This window comes from Streptomyces sp. AK02-01A (assembly GCF_033795305.1).
Lineage (GTDB): Bacteria > Actinomycetota > Actinomycetes > Streptomycetales > Streptomycetaceae > Streptomyces.
In genome coordinates, this window is record NZ_JARBAE010000016.1 from 1 (window position 1) to 19,962 (window position 19,962).

The following is a 19,962-nucleotide window of genomic DNA, read 5'->3' on the forward strand; positions in this document are numbered from 1 at the left end:
TGGAGATGGGTATAAGTGGGTGGGATGCGGTGGTGGGTGTTGGTGTTGGTGATGACGGTGGTGGCGCGGGAGTCTTGGAGGATGAGGTGGAGGCGTTGGTCGGGGAAGTCGGGGTCGAGGAGGGCGTAGGCGGCTCCGATTTTGGTGACGGCGAGGAGGGCGGTGGCGAAGTCGGTGCCGCGTTCGAGGAGGATGGCGATCATGTCGCCGCGTTGTGTTCCGGTGGTGGTGAGGTGGTGGGCGAGTTGGTTGGCTCGGTTGTTGAGGTCGTGGTAGGTGAGGTGGGTGTTTTCGTAGATGAGGGCGGTGGCGTTGGGGTTGGTGTGTGCGTGTTCTTCGAAGTGTTCGTTGAGGGGCCGGTTGTCGATGGGGGCGTGGGTGTTGTTCCAGGTCTCCATGACCAGCGTGCGCTCTTCCGGGCTCAGTACGTCCACGTCACCGACCAGCACACCCGCATCCACCGTCATCATGTCGACGACCTGGTGGAACGCGCGCTCGTAGGACGACAGACCAATGGCCTCCTGATAGGCCTCATCGATCGTGAAGTCGATCCGCAGACCCTCGTCCGCGCTGCGGGTGACCGTCAGGGAGAGGTCCTCGGCGGTGCCTCCGGTGGAGAGCATGTGGCCGGCCGCCGGCATCCCGGCGAAGGACGACTGCTCCTCGACCGCGACGATATTGACCACCGGGCCGAACGGCTGACGGCTGTTGGCCGGCCAGTCGAGGTCACGCAGGAGGTCCGCGGAGTCGTACCGCTGGTGCCACTGGGCGCGCAGGGTCAGCGCGGCCACCCGGGCGGCCAGGTCCTCGCACGATTCGCCGCGGTCGATGCGGCAGCGCAGCGGCAGGACGTTCGCCATCATGCCCGGCACGCTCAGACTCGCGGGCGTCAGCCGGCCGGACACCGGCAGGCTGAGCAGTACCTCGGGATCGCCTGTCCACAGATGACGCTGGATGGCGGCGGCGGTGATGAGCGCCTGCTGCCAGGAGACACCGGCGCGCTCGCCGAACCGCACCAGCCGCTCGAACACCTCCGCGCCGAGATGGGAGATCCGCCGTGCCACCCGGTGTGTCGGCATGGCGGACGAGGGACCGGACGGATGCTCGGCGCCCTCCATGATCCGGCGCCAGTACGCGGCGTCCCGTCGCTGGGCCGCCGATCCGGCGTACGCGCTCTGCTCGTCCAGCAGGCGCTCGAACGACCCGAACGCCGTGCCGCTCTCCTCGCCGCCGGCCAGTGAGGTGTACAGCTCCGCGGCCCGCCGTCGCATGATGGTGGCGCTGTAGCCGTCGTGAATCAGGTGGTGCACACGGTTGAACCACACATGGCGTTCGGGACCCAGCCTGAACAGGATGTGGTTGAAGAGGCGGTCGTGTTCCAGATCCGGGACGGTGTCCATGTCCGCGCGCATCCGCCGCCGTACCTCGGCGTCGGGATCCGGTTCCGCGCTGAGGTCGACCAGCTCCGCGGTGAAGTCGGGCGCCGGCCCGAAGCTCTGCCAGGGAACGCCGTCTCTTTCGGTGAACCGCAATCGCGAGGTCTCGTCCTCGGCGACCAGCGCGGTCAGCGCGGCCTTGAGAAGCCCGGGGTCGGCGGCGCCGTGGATCTCCAGATAGCCTCCCATATTGAACACGGGATTCAGCGGATCGATCCGCTGGGCGTACCACACTCCCAACTGTGACTCGTTGAGGCGGCGTCCGCCGGCTGCCGGACCAGACATGGATTCCCCTTGTGTTGTGCGGTGGCGGACGAGTGGTTACGGCGGCCTCTGGCGGCCTGCGTACCGAATGGACGGAGAAGCACACCGGGCCGCCCGGCGAACCGTGAATTCGGCGGATCCGTACGGGCTGTCCCTGACGGACACATCACTGCTGCCGATGGACCAGATCCAGGATGTCCTGCACGCTCTCGACACGTGAGATGTCGCTGTCGTCGACCGTGATGAGAAAACGCTTCTCCACCTGGATCAGGATCTCGACGAGCGAGAGTGAGTCGATACCGAGATCCTCCGCGAGCCGGTCGGCCGGTCCGATTCCCGTATTCGCGTCCGGGACGACGTACAGGACGATCTCGTTCACTCTTTCAAGAGTCGTGTTCATTTCTCTCCCTCGGTTGTGTCCGGCTGTCGCCGTATCGGGTTGTACGGATGGGGCAGGAGCGTGCGCGCGCCGTCGGGCCCGCGCGAGCGGGACTGTGAGCCGTGGTCCGGATCAGTGGACTTCGGCGGGACCGGCGGTCGGCAGATCCGGCCAGATCAGCGTGGCGGCGGCCCAGGTGACGCCGCCGCCGAACGCGGTCAGCAGCACCTTGTCGCCGGCCTTGAGCGAGCCGGAGGCCATCGCGTCGACGAGCGCGAGAGGGATCGAGGCGCCGGAGGTGTTGGCCACGCGGTCGACATTGACGATCGCCCGGTCCGCCGGAAGACCGATCTCCTCGGCGGTCGCGACCAGAATCCGGCGGTTGGCCTGGTGGGCCACCAGCCAGTCGACGTCGTCGACGGTCCAGCCGGTCTTCTCCAGGACTTCGAGCGAAGCCGCTGTCATGTTCTTGATCGCGTGCTTGTAGACAAGCCGTCCCTGCATGCCGATGAAGCTCTCCAGCGGGTCGGTGGAGACACCGGCGGCGCGCTGCCGGGAGCCTCCGGCGGGCGTCTTGAGGATGTCCAGGAGGCCACCGTCGCTGCCCAGCGTCTGGGCCAGCAGACTTCCGGGCTCGTCCGCCGTACCGGCTCGGATCACCACGGCTCCCGCACCGTCGCCGAAGATGGGTGCGGTGATCCGGTCGTCCTGGTCGACAATGGTGGAGATGGCGTCGGCGCCGATCACCAGACCGGTGCCGAACACACCGGAGGCGAGCAGACCGGCACCGGCGGAGAGTCCGTAGACAAAGCCGGAACAGGCCGCGTTCAGGTCGAACGCGCCTATCCCCGTGAGTCCCAGCCGGGAGGCCACCGCGGGAGCGGTGGAAGGGAATGTGTGGTCAGGCGTGCAGGTCGCGAGAATAAGGAAATCGACAGGCGGATTGCCGCAGGAGTCGAGCGCACGTCGGCCGGCCTCGACAGCGAGATCGGATGTCGCTCCGCAGGAAACGCTGCTCGATTCCCGTCCGGTCACGTATCCAGTCCGTGGTGACGCCGAGCCGGTCCGCCACTTCGTCGTTCTTCACCACGCGCTCCGGTACGGATGCGCCGATTCCCGTGATGACCGCAGTCCTGATGCTCTTGGTGTCCGGCGTTTCCGAAGACATAGGTCCTCCTTCAGCGCTCATGTGATCGACTCGGCCGACCCGAGCGATTTCCCCGCCTGTACGTGAAAGTCATCGAACACCTCGTGCGGAGCGGCCGGCGGCAGTTCTTCCGGCACTCCCGCAGCAGGTGCGCCGGACACCGCCGGCCGGCCGGCCGTGAGAGCGGTCCCGGGAGCGCGGTGAAGCCCGAAGGCCGGCCGGAGGGCACGTACCAGGTTGAACACCTGGAAACGGGACCGGCCGCACTGGTAACTCGGATGGGCCATACCGCTCAGCAGCAGGTCGCGCACCATCCGACCGCAGTCGGGCAGGCTCCTTCCGGTCAGCGAGACGACATCGTCCAGGCCGAACTCTCCACCGCCGTCGCAGAGTGCGATGAGCAATGACCGTCCCTCGGGCGGGAGATGACCGACGCGGCGGCGCAGTGTGTCCTGGAACCGTGTGCTGTCGTCGGCGCCCGCGAAGTGGTTGAGCAGGCTCGCCGGGTCGCTCTCCAGGCAGTGGCGCAGTGTGTCGAGGTCATAGACGACCAGCCAGGACGCCGCCGCCCGCAGTGCGGAGGGCAGCCCGTCGAGACGCCGGCAGATGTCGGAGACGGTCGGGACGTCGGAGACGGAGAGCCGGTACTCCGGCCTGATCCGCTGGAGTTGGCCGAGGAAGAAGCGGACAGCCGGGACCCGGCCCAGCGTCTCCGGGTCGCTTTCGTCCTGGCTTCCCGGCGGCTCCAGCGGTCCCAGCAGGAAGGGGCGTTCGCCCGGAATGCCGTACGGCCGCTCGGAGGTCACCAGCACCACCAGCTCCGGGCAGTCCCGGAGCAGCCGGACGAGCCTGTCGACACGGGGTTCGTCCACGCCCGCGCCGTCCACCACCAGGAGCGCGGGCCGGTTCGCGACAAGTTCGGCCAGCGCCGCGGTGTCGTCACGCTCGGCGGGCCGGTCGGCCGTCTCCGGCGCGGACCGCCGGGTGTCCGGTGGGCCGAAGATCTCACCGGCACAGCCGGCCACCACGGCGGCGAGACCTTCGACGCCGCTCGGAAGCCGGTACTCGGCCGCGGCGTCGCGGAAGGCGGACCACAGCACGGGCAGGCCACCGCCGGTGTGCAGCCGGCCGGCCACCTCCAGAGCGATCCGGGTCTTTCCCACCCCGCTCAGCCCGACCACATTGACCAGGCGTTCGGCGCCGGAGGACAGCTCGCCGGTGATGACGGCGATCTCGGACTCCCGGCCGACGAGGCTCTGGAGCGCGGTCGGAGGCGCCGGCGGAGCCGCGTCATAGGCGGCCTTCAGGGCCCAGCTTCCCTGTCCCTGGTGGGCGGCGGCCTCCAGCTCCGCCCGGGCCCGGGGACCCAGCCGCAGCCCGTCGGCGATCAGCCGTACGGTGGCATGCCGGGGCCGGGTGGCCTTGCCCTGCTCCAGATCGCGGATGGCCCGCACACTGATGGTGGAGAGATCGGCCAGTTCGCGTTGCGTCAAGCCGATGCGGCCGCGGTGTCTGCGTACCAGACCTCCGAACAGCGGCGCGTCCTCACTCACTCCTGCGTAAGCGCTCATAGTCACGTTCAACACTCCTCCCGTCGCGGACCGGGACCGGGTAGCGGATGAGGCCCGCGGTGCGGCCACCGCTGTCCTCAGGACTGTGATCCCGGGACCTATCGTCCGGACGCCGCTATCCGCGCGGCATTACCGGCGCAACAGCTTCCGTCGGCTCCGGGAGGCGCCTCTGTGGCGTAGGTGACTGCTGTGACAACGGCCTTACTTCGCCCGTCTGTTGGTGATAGCGGCGGGATAGATGCCGCGATAGTCCCGGGTTTCCGGCCCGCCGTACGTTCGTGTCATCGAAGAACGCAACCGAGGGAAGGAACCCCGAAATGAGAGTCAACAAGGTCTTCATGAACCTCGCGGTGGCTGCCACGATCGTCGCGTCCGTAGCGGTCGGCACCCAGTCCGCCTACGCCGGTCAGAGCGCCCAGGGCGATGTGCCGAACCCGCCCGCTCCGGCCGCCACCGTCGTCCCGGCGCCCACGCCGTCGACGGACAACGACCCGTGGGACTGACGCCGGACGGAAGCGTTCAGGAGGTCGTCGCCGGCCCGGCGACGACAGTGATCAGCAACTGCTCCGCTTCCTGAAGCTCCTGGGACATGTTGCGGTCCTTGAATGTCGTGATCGTGGCTTCCAGCAGCTCGCGGGCGGGCAGCCGCTCCCCGAACCGGTGCAGCAGCCTGGCGATGTCGAGGCGGACGACCGCCGCACCGCCGTGGTCCATGATCTGCTCCCGGATGGCGAGGGCCCGTTCGAAGAGATTTCTCGCCTCCTCGAAGTGCCCCACACTCGCCTTCACTTCGCCGAGATTGCGGAGCAGATGTCCTTCTCCGATGATGTCGCCGCTGGCGCGCACCATCGCGAGCACCTCGGTCAGCGTCCGTTCGGACTGCTCGTGCTCTCCGCGCTGAAGCAGCACCTGACCCACTCGTCGCAGGGCGCGCGAAAGACCTCCCGTGTATCCCACCGTACGGTAGATCTCAAGGGCTTCCTCAAGCTGGGCATGGGCGGCGGCGCTGTGTCCGCGCCGCATCCAGATGTGCGCGCTCTGGGTCAGCACACTGGCGCGGCCGACGATGTCACCGGCCCGGTCGAAGTCACGCAGAGAACGGTTGTAGAGAGCCAACGCTCCTTCCTCGTCTCCGAGTTGACGCTCCAGAAGAGCGAGATCCCGTCGGCAGAGGGCCAGGCCGCCCGCGTCACCGAGCTCGTCGAAGAGTGTCAGGGCCTGGTCGAGTGAGGCCCTTGACTCCTCGGGCTCGCCCCGGCTGATGTACAGCGTGCCGAGCGAGCTGAGCAGTGCGGCGATACCTCTCTTGTTGCCGGACCTGCGTACCGCCTTCAGCGCTTCCTGGTGGGTTTTCTCCCAGTGGTCGAAATAGCCGCGTGCCTCGAACAGGCTCACCAGCGTCGTGGCCAGATCCCAGGACACCTCGTCCATGTCCTGCTCCGCGGCGTGCTCCACCGCGCGGCAGAGATTCACCTGCTCCTTGTCCATCCAGTCGAGCGGGTCGGCGAGCAGATCCTCGACATACGAGGCCGGAGGATGCCAGCGAGAAGCGGTCCCGTGCAGGACGGTGTAGTCGCCGCCGTAGATCTTGCGGTGGGCGTGCTCGGTCAGCGCGAGCCAGCCGCCGAACATCCGCTCGGTGGCCGCGATCTGCACGGCCCGGCTGTCGGTGACAGCGAGCTGCTCCTGTGCGTACACACGGATGATCTCGTGGAACCGGTAGCGGAAGTCACCGGTGGTCTCGACCGCGACGACATCGAGCATCTGCACGTCGACGAGGGACTCCATGAGGTCCGACGGCTGTGAACGGTGGTCGTCGAGGAGCGCGCCGGCGAGCCAGCCCGGCAGTGTGGGGCCCTGCGCCAGGCTGAGCTGGCGCAGCAGACGCCGGTCGGTGGGTCCGAGCCCGTCGAAGGTCAGCGAGAGGCTGGCCCGGATGGTCATCTCACCGTGGGCCAGCTCGTCCAGGCGGTGCCGTTCGTTCGCCAGCCGGTGCACCATCGACGCGAGCGGCCAGTGCGGTCTGGCCGCGAGCCGGGCCGCGACGATTCTCAGCGCGAGCGGCAGCCCGCCGACGGTCCTGATGAGCGCCTTGGCCGCCTCGGCCTCGTCGGAGACACGGGCAGGACCGATGACCCGGCCCAGCAGCTTCAGCGCCCGCGCCTCGTCGAGGACGTCCAGCTCGATCCGCCGGGCGCCGGGCAGCGCGGTCATCCTGGCGCGGCTGGTCACGAGCACCGCGCAGCTTTCGCTGCCGGGAAGGAGCGGGGTGATCTGGCTTTCCGTGGCGGCGTCGTCCAGCACCACCAGGACACGCCGGGTCGTGATGAGGGACCGGTACATCTCGGCACGTTCGTCGCGGGACTCCGGGATCAGCGGCCCCGGAATCCCCAACGCCCGCAGGAAGCGGCCGAGTACGTCCTTGGCGGAGACCGGCTCCGGCCCCGAGCCGCGCAGATCGCAGTAGAGCTGGCCGTCGGGAAAATGCTCCTTGCTCAGCCGGTGAGCGATGTGCGTGGCCGTCGTACTCTTGCCGATGCCCGGCTTTCCGACGATCACGGCGACACCGACCGCGCGCTGGTCCTTCTTGCCGAGCAGAATGGCTTCGACCGTACGGATCAGACTTTCGTCACCGACGAAGTCGGCGGTGTCGGTGGGCAGTTGGTGTGGCGGTTCGTCGCGGTGGGCCGGTTCGGCCGGCAGGATGCCGACGGGTCTTCGGGCCGGCGCGGGCGGCGCGGGCGCGGTGTGCAGAGCGGCGTCGCCGGACAGGATCGCCGTTTCGAGCAGCCGCAGCTCCTCGCCGGGAAGCAGACCCAGTTCCTCGATGAGGAGATCGCGGCCGGCCCGGTAGATGTCGAGCGCCTCCGACTGCCGGCCGGAGCGGTACAGGGCGAGCATGAGCTGGCCGCGCAGCCGCTCGCGCAGCGGATGTTCGTGCAGCAGCCGGCCGATCTCGCCGATGAGCTGGTGGTGACGGCCGAGGTCGAGCTCCAACTGTAAGTAGGTCTCGATGGCGTTCAGCCGGTCCTCGTCGAGCTGGAGGGCCTTGCTGCGCAGCGCTTCGCTGGTGATGCCGCTGAGGCACCGGCCGCGCCAGAGCGCCACCGAACGGCGCAGCAGCTCGGCGGCCTCGGCGTTTCTGCCTTCCCGTACGAGGACGTGTGCTTCCGCCGTCTGACGGTTGAACAGACGCAGGTCCAGTGTGTGATCCGCGGTCCCCAGCACATAGCCGGGCGGCCGGGTCGTGATCGGTGCGTCGATACCCGCGCCGGACAGAGCCTTGCGGAGCCGGGACACACAGATCTGTACCTGCGTCCGCGCGGTGTCGGGCGGCTCCTCGTCCCAGATGAGAGCCACCAGATAGTCGGTGCTCACCACTCGGTTGGCCTCCAGAAGGAGTGCCGCGAGGATCACCTCTTGCCGTCCTGGCGGTATGCGCAGAGGGCCGGCGAGACCACTCACCTCAAGAGGACCGAGGATCTGGAACACGATCTCTGAGGGACTGTTCCGCTGCGCTGCCATCGAGTCGATCATGCGTCTCCAGGGTCGGACACACCTGCTGAGTGTGCTCGTATGAGCACAGTGTCACCGAGCGTTCAACCCCTTGTCCATGAGAGACCGGATAGCAATTTTTTAGGATCCTAAGGGCTTGGAAGTGACGGAGTGAAGACCGCGTTGACGGCGCCGGTCGCGGCCGTCCGGCTCTGGACCAGAGGGCTCCGTTTCCTGTCCCGTCACCGTGTGTGTCCCGGGCACCGAGCGCCGCGCCGGTGCCGCAGGACCGTCGTGTGGACGAGTGTTCACGGCCCGGCCCTCACCCATATGCGCCGTGATGCGCTGGATCGGGCCCGACTTCTTCGCGTCGTAATAGCGGGAAGATAGCGCCCGGTTGTGACTGAGGACGAGAATGTGGGAGTGAACAACGTCCGGGGTGTGTTTCGAGAGTCTCGCTTGGCGCGCGATGCCTGGCACGCACGCCTACCGCGATGTCGGAGCCGTCCACGTACGTCCAATTCGGGAATGATCCTCCGTCCGGCGATTGCGGATGCCGGACGGCGCGGGAACGCACGCAGGGCGGACGGCGTCAATTCAGATACAAGCCCGTTGCCGGTACCAGCAGTTGTGCGACGCCGAGAGGATCAGCCGCATGAGTAGTCTTCCCCACAGGTGCTCCCCGCCGAGCCCGGCCGTCACGGCAGCCGGGATCGATCATGTGCGGCTGATGTACCACTACCTCGACACCGGCGACATCGACGCCATCGGATCGCTGCTCGACGAGAACGCCCAGGTGAAGCGCCCGGATGTGCCCTACGGCCATGGCCGCGAGGAAGTTGTCAGACTGCACGCCGAGATCGTCGGTCCCACGGACAACCATCACATCTACAAGATCATCGCCGATGGCTACTGTGTCGTGGCGACCGGACGCTTCACCGAATCCGGTTCCTCGCGAGAGGAACAGGGGCCGCGGGAAGCGGAGTTCGCCGACTTCTTCACACTGACCGACGAAGGAATGCTTCTCGGTTACCGGAGATTCTACTTCGTCGCCCCGACTTGAACCGGGCCTCCGAAAAGCCGAATGGCAACCCGCCGGGCGGCGACGGGCAGACGTGATTCAGCCCGCTCGGCGGCCGGTCTCGGTGCCTGTAATGGCATCGCGGTCGGCGGTCGGAGTCATGGTTGCAGCGATTTTGCGCCGTTCCTCGCCATGTTGTGTCCGGCATCCTTTGCCCGGCTCCGGCCGGTTTCGGACCGGGCCTTTCTGGTTCGAAACCGGCCTGTCGGTTTATGGGAATCCGTCATGCGCGGCTGTCGGAGGCGGCCGCGTCGTGGTCGGCATCGATCCACCGCTGGAGCTGGGCGGGTGTGACAGCGGGATCGGCGACGCGCGTGCTCAGGGAATCGTCGGCGTGGTAGGCGGTGCTGACGGCCGGACAGCGCTGACAGGCGGTGGCGCCGGTCTGCCGCCACCACTGACAGCGGGCCCGGAGATGGCAGCGGGGGACGGCCGGTTCGCCGGCGGCCGGCAGCATCTGGATCTTGCTGATGAGGGTGCAGTCGTTGTTGCTGCGATGAGCGCAGCCGGAGACGCAGTGCGAGGCGAAACGGAGCACGCGGGTCGGCTCGATGTTCGCCGGGATCATCGGGAGCAGCTCCGCGGCCGGGGTGGGCGCGGCGAGATAGGTGACCGAAGCGTCGGACTGGGAGCGGACACCGAGGACGACGGACTCGGGAGCGTCGGCGCGTCCGCTGGGGCACCATGTGGTGGGTTTGGTTTCCTCGGTGGCCGTGCCGCCGGGTGTGTCCTCGGTGTCCATGACTCTCCTTGTCCGGGATCGGGTCGGGTCATTCATCCAGGTCGTGTCGCGCGAGTGATTCGCTCCTTCGCGACGAGGTGCCGGTCGGCGTGGGTCCCGTGCTCCGCGCACGCGGCGTCAGCCACGGCGTCTCGCGGTGTCGTCGGGCCGTCCGATCGCGCACTGGTGTTCCGCGTACGATCCGGTCCGGTACGAGGACGGCCCACCGCCTCGCGAGGCACCGCGTCTGATGCCGCGCGCGGGACGATCGGGGACTACGGGGCGGTGCTCACACGTTCGCCGGGCGGCCCATGGGGTCACCGGCGACGACAGCGCCGCAGTTGAGGCGCTCCAGGGCGATGGCCTGCGCGAGGTGCCGCTGGAGCTGGTCCGCGGTGGTGATGCGCTCCGCGGCGGCGGGCGCCGGGGCGGCGGTGGCGGTGGCCGCGCCGCCGGCCAGGAGTCCGGCGGCCAGGAGAGCGGCGGCTGTCGCGCGATGTGCGGGGGTCATGGATGTCCTCTCGGAAGGGGCGGTCAGGGTGTGGTGAAGCGGCCCTGCCGAGGACATTAGGACCGCGGCGGTATGGTGCGGCGGCAGTCCCGGCGCCCTTTCCGCGGCAGTTCTGGACGCCGGCGCCGGGCTCGCGCCGTCGGGACACCGCGGACCGGGCACCACTTTCACAACAGGCCCTTTCCGCCAGGCCCGTTGGTCAGCCCAGGGTGCGGCCGAGGAAGCCGCGGACATAGCCGGTGATGGTGTCGAGCCGGCTCTCCAGAGCGAAGTGGCCGGCGTCGAGGAGATGGATCTCGGCATCGGGCAGGTCGCGACGGAAGGCGCGCGCGCCGTCGGGTCCGAAGATCTCGTCGTTGGCTCCCCAGACCGCCAGCAGCGGTACCTGACTGGTGCGGAAGTACTCCTGGAGGGCGGGGTACTGCCTGACGTTGGACGGATAGTCCTGGAAGAGCCGTAGCTGGATCTCGGCGTTGCCGGGGCGGTCCAGCAGCGGCTGGTCGTGGGCCCAGTTGTCGGGGCTGACGAGGCTCTTGTCGGCGGCGCCGTTGAGGTACTGCCAGCGTGTGCTCTCCAGCGTCAGGGCCGCGCGCATGGCCGGCTCGGTGTCGGGACCGGGCGCCGCGGCGTACGCGAAGACACCGCGCCAGAAGGAGTCGACGAATCCGTCGGTGTAGGCGTTGCCGTTCTGAGAGATGATCGCGGTGATCTTGTCCGGGGTGCGGGTCGCCAGACGCCAGGTGATGGGAGCGCCGTAATCCTGCGCGTACACCGAGAACCGGTTGATGCCCAACTGCTCCAGAAGTCCCGCGGTGAGGTCGGCGAGGGCGTCGAAGGTGTACGGGAACTCCTCCGGCGACGGCATGGACGACTGCCCGAAGCCGATGTGGTCGGGCGCGAGGACGTGGTAGCGGTCCGCCAGCAGCGGGATGAGATGGCGGAACATGTGCGAGCTGGTCGGAAAGCCGTGCAGCAGCAGGACCACGGGCGCGTCGCGCGGGCCGGCCTCGCGGTAGAAGACGTTCTGGCCGGCGACTGTCGCGGTGAGATGGCGCACCGGAACGACCATGTCTAACCTCCAAAGTGTATCTATGTGGTTATGGCTAGTGGAGCATTCGTCGAGTAACCTGTAAAACGTGTTGATGTGGTTAGGGTGTCAGGATGCGGTACGAGACCGTCGCTCGGCGTCGGCCCCGCATGCCTTCCCGGTCACGGGGCCGGATGGTCGGCGTGGTGGCATGTGTCGCTCGTGATGGCGGCAGCCGAATGCCGAGCGGGCCTCGCGACGGGCCCCGGCCGCACCGAGGTGTATAACCTGTGAAGTCGGACATGGGGGTTACTGGGAAAGGGTGCGGATGACCGACGAGAACGCGGCGCTGGCCTTGCTGAACAGCCGTCCTGTCGTCGACGGCGAGCCGCGCGACGCCCTTGCCCTTGATGACGAAGGAGCGCGCTGGCTGCGAGCGCGAGGCGGCAGCGGATCCGGAGGCGAACTGCGTACCGCGCGCAGGGCCCGGGATCTGCTGGACTCCGTGGTCCGTGGCGAGGCACCGGCCGGCGTGCTCGCCGAGGTACTCGAATGTGTCCACCGGCTGCCGCACTTCAGTGACGAGGGCCTCACCTGGAAGGTGAGCGTCGAAGAGGACCAGCGCTTCGCGGTGGAGGCCGTACTCGCCTGGGACGAGCTTCGCCGCGAGGCACCGGGACGGCTGCGCCCGTGTGCCAACCCGGAATGCCGGCTCTTCCTTGTCGACCGCAGCCACGCGAACAGGGCCCGCTGGTGTTCGATGGCGACCTGCGGCAATCGTATGAAGGCGCGCCGGCACCATGAGCGGTCACGCGCCAGGCAGGCCTGAAGCGGGCATACGCCGGCCGGGCGCGCCGCGAAAGGCCGGCCCGGCTCGTGTTCCCGTCGCTACCGCCGCGTACGCGGTCCCGTGCGAAGCGGCGCTCGGCAGGCACCCCGGATCCCCGGCATCAGGAGACCGGTATGAGCGCGTCCCGTCAGACCTGTTGGACCTGGCGCTCGAACTGGGGCCGGAGGTCGTCCCGGTGGGATACGTCTCGCTCCCGGCATCCGTATCCGCAGGTCAGCCGTAGAACGGTCCGGCCGCCGTCCATGTCTGATCGCCGAAGACCGGCGAGTCGACCGCGTCGAGCCGCAGATTGGTCACCATGAGCCCGAACTGCGTCGGGGTCGTGCCCTCGGCGCAACCGAACTCCACCGCCTCGAAGTTCAGGAAGTAATAGGGGCCCTGGTCCAGGGTCTTGCCGGTACGGAACTGCTGGAGGATGTAGTCCATCCCGGCCGTGTAGTAGACATCCGAGAGCGGAGTCCGCTCCGTCCTTACGACGAACGACGTGTCCCACTGGAAGACACCGTCGCCGTCCAGGCAACCGAAGGTGCGGGCGGTGTCCGCGTACGCCTCGAAGTCACCGCCGCTCAGCCCCTCGATATAACCGGGCTGGGCCTGTACGTTGTGCAGCTTCGCGTTGAACGTGAATCCGCCGCAGCCCGGCGTGGGCACGTAGTCGTGATAGATCAGCAGACACTTGTCCGGACCCCAGTAGGCGCTCGGATCCGGTGTGTAGGGCTGCGGCACGACCGCGCCTCCGAAGCTGAGTGTCACCGAGATTCCGCCCGGGCTGTTCGCCGGGATCTCGGCGATCTCATTGGCGTGTGCGGCCGACGGCGCGGCCAGCACCAGCCCGGCCCCCGCCATCAGCGCGACCAGTAACCTGCGCGACGCCCCTCGCATGAGCCCCCCCATATCGAGATATCGAGCACGTGTTTCCCGTGCGGCCACCCAACGTAGCGGTGGAACCCCGGCCTCAGTAGGGGACTTGGAACTCCGGCAACGCTTCCGCCTCGAAGGCCGAGCGGGCTTCAGGAATTCGTCTCGGCGGCTGCGGGTGCTTCCGGTCCGGAACGGCATGGTGCGGCGGTTGTACGGCCCCGGTCCGGGCGTCCGGTGCGTTCAGGAGACAATCCTTCGATGCGCGAGATCATCCTGATGTCGGATCCGAAAGTCGCCGCCATACCCGTCAGGGAATGCGGTGAACGCCTCGTCGATGTCCGCCTCGGCGGCTCGTTGCTGGTCGATGCGCGCAGGCAGGACCCGGCAGGTGCCTCCGCGCATCTGCGGGAGGGCGTTCTTGAGCGGCTCCTCGAAGCCCAGACGACGCTGCCGCGCGGCCACCGGCTGCTGTTCGTCGAGGGATACCGGCCGCTGTCGCTGCAGCGGCGGTACTTCGAGGAGTACGCGGCCCAACTCCGGGCCGGCCGGCCCGAATGGTCCGACGAGCGAATCCATTCGGCGGCCAGCCGCTATGTCTCACCGCCCGGCATAGCCCCGCACAGCGCAGGCGCGGCGATCGACCTGACGCTCGCCGATGCCGACGGTCAGGAACTGGACCTCGGCACCCGGATGAACGCGGATCCCGAAGAGAGCGAAGGCGCCTGCTACACCGAGGCCGACAACATCAGCGAGGAGGCTCGCGCCAACCGCGAACTCCTGGGAGCCGCTCTGAAGGGCGCGGGCCTGGTGAACTATCCCACCGAATGGTGGCACTGGTCGTTCGGGGACCGCTACTGGGCACTGGTCAAGGAGGCAGCGGCCGCCCGCTACGGGCCGAGGGACCTGGACTGAGGCGGCGGCGCCCGCCGGCTTTCCCGTACGGACGCGGGATCCGCCCACCGGGCGCGGACCAGCCGCTTGACCGCTGACGGATGGCGGACGGCAGTCCGTCATCCCTACGCTCGGACACCGGCACGCTCTGAGCTCAATCGCTTCGAGCGGGTCGCCGCGCAACCTGTCCGGCCGGCCGCTGCCACCGGCCAGTGGATTGCTTTGCACAAACGGCAAATCGCCCACCGCGGGCCTGCGTACGCACGACCGGTTGAGGGAGTGTCATTGTCACCGTCGGTAACACGCGGCCCTCGCGCAGCGTGACATCGATGTCGGAAAGCCGCCGGTTCAACGGAATCCACCGCGCGTAATGTGAGATGCGCAACTTCCCGCTGAGGAACCGGCACTGAGTTCCAGACGTACCGTCAGGCAGCCTCGCAGGTAGAGGCGTTGGCCCCCAACGAAGTTCGCTCTCGTGATCTTGATATGTCACGCCCAGTGGCACTGAGTGTCCCGGACCCATGGCGATGGTGACCATGCGTAGTAGCGGCGCGGAGTGTGGGGCGCGGGTACTGTACTGCCTACCAAACCGCCCCTCTGTGGTCCGGATTGCTTTCGTGAACCCTCCCGGGAGTCCACGACAGCCGTGGACCCCAGAAAGGGGTGGGCCCGATGGCTTCCAAGCCTGAGGGGTGCTGCTGCCGCACCAAGGCGGATCGCCGCTACAAGTGGTTCCGCTGGCTCGGTCCGATCTTCGCGATCATCAAATTCGCGTGGGATCACTTGGGCCGGTAACGCAACAGCCCCGGCCTAAAGGCCGGGGCCGACGCGGCAGACGGTACTAGAGGTAAGAAGGCCTCACTCCGAGCTTGCAGGCGATGGGTGGGGCCTTCTTTGTGCCCGTTTGCTCGTTACTTCCGCGTAGGTTCACGTGTGACAGCCGTCACACGAGCCCTTCGCGGTGGTTTCCATCTTGCCTGGCGCGGCCCCGGAGTGCGACCAGGGGTCGGGTCTTCATCTCCGTAGATCGGGGGTCAAATGTGGCAAGGAGGCAGCTCATTGGGGCTGTTCGTCCTTTTCATGTGACGTAAATTACACCCGTCCGTGGAGCTGACTCGCACCCGAATGGACATCAAATAGTCAGCTTTTGTCGCGAGTTCACATATTCCGGAACCAGCTCCGCCATGAGCGGAGGCACTTTACCCGCCGCCGCTGACAATGCGGGCGCGCCGGTCGCGTGCCGCCGGAGCCGCTTCTCGCTGTACGCCAGGCGGTGACGGTCGCCTGGCGCAGAGGCGCCTCCGGTCCCCGGTGGTTGATCGTCCAGTGCCTCGAAGATCAGGACGGGCGGCTGTCGCGCGCTGAAGGCCGCACTCGGCCCTGGCCGCTTCCAGGTCCCGCCCGCTCATGGGCCGCCTGCTCCTGGCGCGCCTGCCGGTGGCGCTCTGTTCACCGTCCCGCCATACCGTCATGGCCCTCTCCTCATGCGCGGCTGACAGCTTCTGGCTTCAGAGGAAAAGTTGGCTGTACAACTTTGGAGGAGACATGGAGCTGACCGACGCTCCCGCCGTCTGGCTGCGAGACAACTGTCCGTGTTCGCTCTGCCGCGACCCGCGCAACGGGCAGAAGCTGTTCCAGATCACCGACCTGCCCGCCCGGTTGACCGTGGCGTCGACGCGGGAGCTGCCCGACGGATCCGGTACCGAGGTGGTCTGGGCACCCGACGGGCACCGGTCCGTGTTCGCTCACGGATGGCCGGGACGGGACACCGGCGCCGGTGACGGCCGTACGGAGGCCGACAAGGAGACCTGGACGGCGGCCGACCTCGACGGGCGGATTCCCGAGGCCTCGTGGCCCGCCTACCTGGCCGACCACGCGGTGCGGGAGAGGACCCTGGAGGCCGTCGCACGGCTCGGCTTCGCGCTCCTGCGCGAGGTCCCCTGCCGGCCCGGCCAGGTACTCGACGTGGCCGGGGCGTTCGGCTTCGTACGGGAGACGAACTACGGCGAGCTGTTCGACGTACGGGTCGAACCGGACCCGAACAACCTCGCCTTCACCGGCTCCCGCATCACGCCGCACACCGACAACCCGTACCGAGACCCGGTGCCCACCCTGCAGTTGCTGCACTGCCTGGTCAACGCGGCGGACGGCGGTGACTCCGGACTGGTGGACGGTTTCCGGGCGGCGGCGCTACTGCGTACGGAGAACCCGGAGGCATTCGAGGTGCTGACCCGCACCCCGGTGCCGTTCCGCTTCGCCGACGCGCACACCTCGCTGCGAGCGGACCGTCCGCTGATCGAGGTCGACGCACGCGGGCGGATCCGCGAGATCCGCTTCAACAACCGCTCGATCGCCACCCTGCGACTGCCTGCCGAGGAGCTGACCGCCTTCTACGCCGCCTACCGGACCTTCGGCGAACTGCTCCAGCGCCCCGGGCTCCAACTCGACTTCCGGCTCAACCCCGGTGACTGCCTCATCTTCGACAACACCCGCCTGCTGCACGCCCGTACGGCCTTCGCCGAGAGCGGCGCCCGCCATCTTCAAGGGGCCTACGCCGACCTGGACGGACTCTTCAGCACACTCGCCGTGCTGCGCAGGCAGCGACCGCTGGACGATCTCGCCGCGCTCTTCGCGGGCGCGGGTACCGAGCAGTACCTGGGCGAAGAGGTCACGCAGGCCCAGCACATGCTGCTGACCGCGGCGCTCGCCGAGGCGGACGGCGCTCCCGCCGCACTGATCGCGGCCGGACTGCTGCACGACGTCGGCCACTTCCACGGTCCGGTCAGCGGAGAGGAACTGATGGCCGGTACCGACAACCGGCACAGCCACACCGGCGCGGACCTGCTCTCCCGCTGGTTCGGGCCCGCCGTCACCGAGCCGGTGCGCCTGCATGTGGCGGCCAAGCGCTATCTGTGCGCCGTGGAGCCGGAGTACTTCGACCAGCTCTCCGCCGCCTCCGTGCACACCTTGACAGTGCAGGGAGGTCCGATGTCGCGCGCCGAGGCCGACGCGTTCGAGGCGAGTCCCTACGCGCGGGACGCCGTGGCGCTGCGCCGCTGGGACGACCGGGCCAAGGACGCGGCCACGGTCGCTCCCGGCTTCGACCACTGGCGCCCGCTGCTGACCGGGCTGCTGCGTACGGAGGTCAGATGACGGCTCGACGCGACAGTGAGGACACATCCGCCGAGTTGTGCACCGTGAAGGCCACCGTGCCCGGCAGATAACGGTCCTCCGACCACTCCACGGGCGTGCCGGACGGGTCGGTGGTGCGCCGACGCTCCCTGAGCAGCGGATCACCGGCCCGGCACCCCAGCAGCCTGGCGTCGTCGGCGTCGGCGAGGGCCAGATCGATGGTGTGGTGGGCGTCGGAGAAGAGCACACCGCGCTCCTCCAGTGGCACGGTGTGCGAGACGGCGGCCGGATCGAGGCCGGCCACGATCTCACCTATGTGCGCCGGGTACACCGTGCGCTCCACCATCACCGGCGCTCCGGACAGGGTCCGCACCCGCAGCACCCGGCAGACCTCCTCGTCCGGCTCAAGCCGTAGCTGGCCGCGTTCCGCCTCGTCGGCCGGTCCGCGCTCCACGGCGATCAGCCGGCCTCCTGGCTCCTCGCCGATCGACCGTGCCCAGCGCGTGAAACTCAGCAGCTCGGAGAAACTCTGCACCCGGGCGGTGCCGAGCACGACCCGCCGGGTGCCGCGCCGTGAGGTGACCAGACCGTCCGCACGCAGGACCGCCAGTGCCTGCCGGACGGTGCCGCGCGAGACGCCGTGCACCTGGGCCAGTTCGCTCTCGGCGGGAAGTCGGCCACCGGACCCGTAGGCCCCTTCCACGATGGCCAGCCGCAGGTCAGCGGCTACCTTCCGGTACAGCGTCTGCCGGCCTTCCGTCACTGTCGCTCTCCCACGTTCGCTTTGTGTAGCTCCTCGGACGCGAGCCTAAGGGCTGTTTCCTCAGGTTGTGTCCGGTCCGTCTTCGCGGGCCCGTGGAGCCTGGCACGGCGCCCGGCCACACACCGGCGTACCGCGTCCGACGCCGCGCGCCGGTCCGGCGATGTCCCGCTTCCTGGAGCGGCCCCTCACCGCCGGTCACGCCGCCCTTCCTCGGGCCGCGGGACCCGTACAACATAGCTTGCCGAGTTGTACAGCCAACATGGCCTCTTCCCGGCCTTTCGGCACTCGCCCGGGACGGGCCGGCGCGAACCGGCGTCTCGCGGCCGCACACGGAGCGGCGAGGCCGTGGCGGACACGAGCTGACAGGCCGTCGGCCGGGTCCGGGTCCGGCCCACGCGTTGCCGTAGGCTCCTCCGCGTAGACCGCCGTGAGGCCGGGCGCGCACCTGCGGGTATGCCGGAGGCGGGCGGCCTCGGCACCCGGCGGAGCGAGCGTCCACGGTGCGGAAGGAAGTCCAGCGATGACACTCAAGCAGGCAGTGGGTCCGGTCGGTATCTGGAGCATGGAGCTGCGGTCCGACGACCCTCAGCAGGGCCAGGAGGCCGCCGAGGCCGCGGCGGAGCTTGAGCAGCTCGGCTACGGAGCGCTCTGGATCGGCGGCAACAGCACCGTCGCCCATGCCGACCGGCTGATCCAGGCCACCTCCCGGGTCGTCGTGGCGACCGGCATCCTGAGCATCTGGGAGCACGAGGCCGCCGATGTGGCCGAGGAGCACGCGGCTCTGGAGCGGTCGCATCCCGGCCGGTTCATCCTCGGCCTCGGGGCCAGTCACGCACAACTGGCCGAGGGCTACCAGCGCCCGTACTCGACGATGCGGGCCTATCTCGACGCGCTCGACTCCGCCCCGGTGCCGGTGCCGGCCGAGCGGCGGGTGCTGGCCGCGCTCGGCCCGAAGATGCTGGAGCTGTCCCGTGACCGCGCCGCCGGCGCCCACCCCTATCTGGTCACGCCGGAGCACACGGCGCAGGCCAGGGAGATCCTCGGCGCGGGTCCGCTGCTGGCACCCGAGCTCAAGGTCATCCTGGAGACCGATACCGAGCGGGCCCGGAGCATCGCCCGTGACTTCCTCTCCTTCTACCTCCCGATGACCAACTACACCGCCAACTTCCGCCGCCTCGGCTTCGGCGACGACGACTTCAAGGACGGTGGCAGCGACCGGCTGCTGCACGCGGTCTTCGCCTGGGGCGGCCCGGACAAGGTGCGCGAGCGTGTGGCCGAGTTCCACAGTGCGGGCGCCGACCATGTCGCCCTCCAGGTCGTCACCGGCGACCGTGGCGTCCTTCCGCGCGCGGAATGGCGGCGCCTGGCGGAGATCCTGGACCTGGGCTCGGCGTGAGCCAGGCGCCGTAGTGAGGCTGATCCCTTCGAGCGGGCACCCTGAGAACGGATCTCGACGGTGGCCGACCGGCCTGGCCTTGTTGTGGCGAGAGCGCCGGAACAGCGGGCCGGTGTGTGCGGAGACAAGCAGGTGACGAGGCCATGGACTACGCGGAACCGGGCGTGTTGGTGAAGTCGCGGCGTGTGCTGGTCTCGCTCGAAGAGACAGGGCTGCCGCCAGGGGCCCGCCGACGGGTGCCGGGCCGCGCCGGGACGAGGTGGCCCGGCCGGCCGGGATCTGCGAACGGACAAGCTCGCCGTCGCCTGAGGGCTGTCCCGTCATCCCTGGTGGATCAGCGCGCGGCCTCGGATGCGGTGGATCGGAAGGCGGAGGGGCGCTCGCGCACTGGATGTGTTCGGGCCGTCCGACCACGCGTCGAGGCGCCGTAACTGTTG

General features: G+C 68.7%; 16 protein-coding genes. 6 read left to right on the forward strand and 10 right to left on the reverse strand.

What is annotated here, in order from left to right:
• The 4 genes from PV679_RS16985 to PV679_RS17000 all read right to left on the reverse strand — a co-directional run.
• The coding region (locus tag PV679_RS16985) for a condensation domain-containing protein (protein ID WP_319681106.1) at positions 1 to 1,721 on the reverse strand (1,721 nt) is incomplete at its 3' end.
• A gap of 145 nt (positions 1,722 to 1,866) precedes the next feature.
• Positions 1,867 to 2,100 carry an acyl carrier protein gene (locus PV679_RS16990; RefSeq protein WP_319681107.1) on the reverse strand — a complete coding sequence of 78 codons (234 nt, stop codon included), beginning with the start codon at positions 2,098 to 2,100 and terminating at the stop codon, positions 1,867 to 1,869.
• Positions 2,101 to 2,211: 111 nt separating this feature from the next.
• Positions 2,212 to 3,114 carry a beta-ketoacyl-ACP synthase 3 gene (locus PV679_RS16995; RefSeq protein ID WP_319681108.1) on the reverse strand — a complete coding sequence of 301 codons (903 nt, stop codon included), beginning with the start codon at positions 3,112 to 3,114 and terminating at the stop codon, positions 2,212 to 2,214.
• 150 nt (positions 3,115 to 3,264) lie between these two features.
• Positions 3,265 to 4,797 (reverse strand): helix-turn-helix domain-containing protein, encoded by a 1,533-nt coding sequence (locus PV679_RS17000; RefSeq protein ID WP_319681240.1) that lies wholly within the window; start codon positions 4,795 to 4,797, stop codon positions 3,265 to 3,267.
• Positions 4,798 to 5,114: 317 nt separating this feature from the next.
• Between PV679_RS17000 and PV679_RS17005 the strand changes: the two genes are divergently transcribed.
• Positions 5,115 to 5,300: a hypothetical protein gene (locus PV679_RS17005; RefSeq protein ID WP_319681109.1), complete on the forward strand. Its 186-nt coding sequence runs from the start codon at positions 5,115 to 5,117 to the stop codon at positions 5,298 to 5,300.
• A 16-nt stretch (positions 5,301 to 5,316) separates the two neighbouring features.
• Here the strand turns inward: PV679_RS17005 and PV679_RS17010 are convergent, their stop codons facing one another.
• Positions 5,317 to 8,322, reverse strand: a complete 3,006-nt coding sequence (locus tag PV679_RS17010) for an AfsR/SARP family transcriptional regulator (protein ID WP_319681110.1) — start codon at positions 8,320 to 8,322, stop codon at positions 5,317 to 5,319.
• Between the two features lie 625 nt (positions 8,323 to 8,947).
• Between PV679_RS17010 and PV679_RS17015 the strand changes: the two genes are divergently transcribed.
• Entirely contained in the window at positions 8,948 to 9,355 is a 408-nt protein-coding gene (locus tag PV679_RS17015) for a nuclear transport factor 2 family protein (protein ID WP_319681111.1), read from the forward strand.
• Positions 9,356 to 9,596: 241 nt separating this feature from the next.
• Here the strand turns inward: PV679_RS17015 and PV679_RS17020 are convergent, their stop codons facing one another.
• From PV679_RS17020 to PV679_RS17030, 3 genes are all read right to left on the reverse strand, one after another.
• Positions 9,597 to 10,115, reverse strand: coding sequence for a hypothetical protein (locus PV679_RS17020; RefSeq protein ID WP_319681112.1), 519 nt, complete (start codon positions 10,113 to 10,115; stop codon positions 9,597 to 9,599).
• Positions 10,116 to 10,383: 268 nt separating this feature from the next.
• Entirely contained in the window at positions 10,384 to 10,605 is a 222-nt protein-coding gene (locus tag PV679_RS17025; RefSeq protein WP_319681113.1) for a hypothetical protein, read from the reverse strand.
• Positions 10,606 to 10,804: 199 nt separating this feature from the next.
• On the reverse strand, positions 10,805 to 11,674 hold the full coding sequence (locus PV679_RS17030; protein WP_319681114.1) for an alpha/beta hydrolase: 870 nt from the start codon (positions 11,672 to 11,674) through the stop codon (positions 10,805 to 10,807).
• A gap of 286 nt (positions 11,675 to 11,960) precedes the next feature.
• Between PV679_RS17030 and PV679_RS17035 the strand changes: the two genes are divergently transcribed.
• On the forward strand, positions 11,961 to 12,461 hold the full coding sequence (locus tag PV679_RS17035) for a CGNR zinc finger domain-containing protein (RefSeq protein WP_319681115.1): 501 nt from the start codon (positions 11,961 to 11,963) through the stop codon (positions 12,459 to 12,461).
• A 234-nt stretch (positions 12,462 to 12,695) separates the two neighbouring features.
• Here the strand turns inward: PV679_RS17035 and PV679_RS17040 are convergent, their stop codons facing one another.
• Positions 12,696 to 13,364, reverse strand: coding sequence for a hypothetical protein (locus PV679_RS17040; protein WP_319681116.1), 669 nt, complete (start codon positions 13,362 to 13,364; stop codon positions 12,696 to 12,698).
• Positions 13,365 to 13,601: 237 nt separating this feature from the next.
• Here PV679_RS17040 and PV679_RS17045 point away from each other — a divergent pair, with 237 nt between their 5' ends.
• On the forward strand, positions 13,602 to 14,255 hold the full coding sequence (locus PV679_RS17045; RefSeq protein WP_319681117.1) for a M15 family metallopeptidase: 654 nt from the start codon (positions 13,602 to 13,604) through the stop codon (positions 14,253 to 14,255).
• A gap of 1,524 nt (positions 14,256 to 15,779) precedes the next feature.
• Entirely contained in the window at positions 15,780 to 17,387 is a 1,608-nt protein-coding gene (locus PV679_RS17050; protein ID WP_319681118.1) for a phosphonate degradation HD-domain oxygenase, read from the forward strand.
• Here PV679_RS17050 and PV679_RS17055 read toward each other — a convergent pair.
• The gene (locus tag PV679_RS17055; RefSeq protein ID WP_319681119.1) at positions 17,380 to 18,129 is read right to left on the reverse strand and encodes a GntR family transcriptional regulator; all 750 of its coding nucleotides are present in this window, start codon (positions 18,127 to 18,129) and stop codon (positions 17,380 to 17,382) included. The genes PV679_RS17050 and PV679_RS17055 overlap by 8 nt on opposite strands.
• Positions 18,130 to 18,649: 520 nt before the next feature.
• On the opposite strand from PV679_RS17055, the gene PV679_RS17060 reads away from it, so the two are divergent.
• A complete protein-coding gene (locus tag PV679_RS17060; RefSeq protein WP_319681120.1) occupies positions 18,650 to 19,525 on the forward strand; it encodes an LLM class F420-dependent oxidoreductase in 876 nt (291 codons plus the stop codon).
• The last annotated feature ends 437 nt before the right edge of the window (positions 19,526 to 19,962 follow it).

What these genes read in the sequence shown, in the direction of transcription:
- PV679_RS16990 (WP_319681107.1), bottom strand. Translation starts at nt 2,100, where the DNA reads ATGAACACGACTCTTGAAAGAGTGAACGAGATCGTCCTGTACGTCGTC.
- PV679_RS17000 (WP_319681240.1), bottom strand. Translation starts at nt 4,797, where the DNA reads ATGAGCGCTTACGCAGGAGTGAGTGAGGACGCGCCGCTGTTCGGAGGT.
- PV679_RS17005 (WP_319681109.1), top strand. Translation starts at nt 5,115, where the DNA reads ATGAGAGTCAACAAGGTCTTCATGAACCTCGCGGTGGCTGCCACGATC.
- PV679_RS17010 (WP_319681110.1), bottom strand. Translation starts at nt 8,322, where the DNA reads ATGGCAGCGCAGCGGAACAGTCCCTCAGAGATCGTGTTCCAGATCCTC.
- PV679_RS17015 (WP_319681111.1), top strand. Translation starts at nt 8,948, where the DNA reads ATGAGTAGTCTTCCCCACAGGTGCTCCCCGCCGAGCCCGGCCGTCACG.
- PV679_RS17020 (WP_319681112.1), bottom strand. Translation starts at nt 10,115, where the DNA reads ATGGACACCGAGGACACACCCGGCGGCACGGCCACCGAGGAAACCAAA.
- PV679_RS17025 (WP_319681113.1), bottom strand. Translation starts at nt 10,605, where the DNA reads ATGACCCCCGCACATCGCGCGACAGCCGCCGCTCTCCTGGCCGCCGGA.
- PV679_RS17030 (WP_319681114.1), bottom strand. Translation starts at nt 11,674, where the DNA reads ATGGTCGTTCCGGTGCGCCATCTCACCGCGACAGTCGCCGGCCAGAAC.
- PV679_RS17035 (WP_319681115.1), top strand. Translation starts at nt 11,961, where the DNA reads ATGACCGACGAGAACGCGGCGCTGGCCTTGCTGAACAGCCGTCCTGTC.
- PV679_RS17040 (WP_319681116.1), bottom strand. Translation starts at nt 13,364, where the DNA reads ATGCGAGGGGCGTCGCGCAGGTTACTGGTCGCGCTGATGGCGGGGGCC.
- PV679_RS17045 (WP_319681117.1), top strand. Translation starts at nt 13,602, where the DNA reads ATGCGCGAGATCATCCTGATGTCGGATCCGAAAGTCGCCGCCATACCC.
- PV679_RS17050 (WP_319681118.1), top strand. Translation starts at nt 15,780, where the DNA reads ATGGAGCTGACCGACGCTCCCGCCGTCTGGCTGCGAGACAACTGTCCG.
- PV679_RS17060 (WP_319681120.1), top strand. Translation starts at nt 18,650, where the DNA reads ATGACACTCAAGCAGGCAGTGGGTCCGGTCGGTATCTGGAGCATGGAG.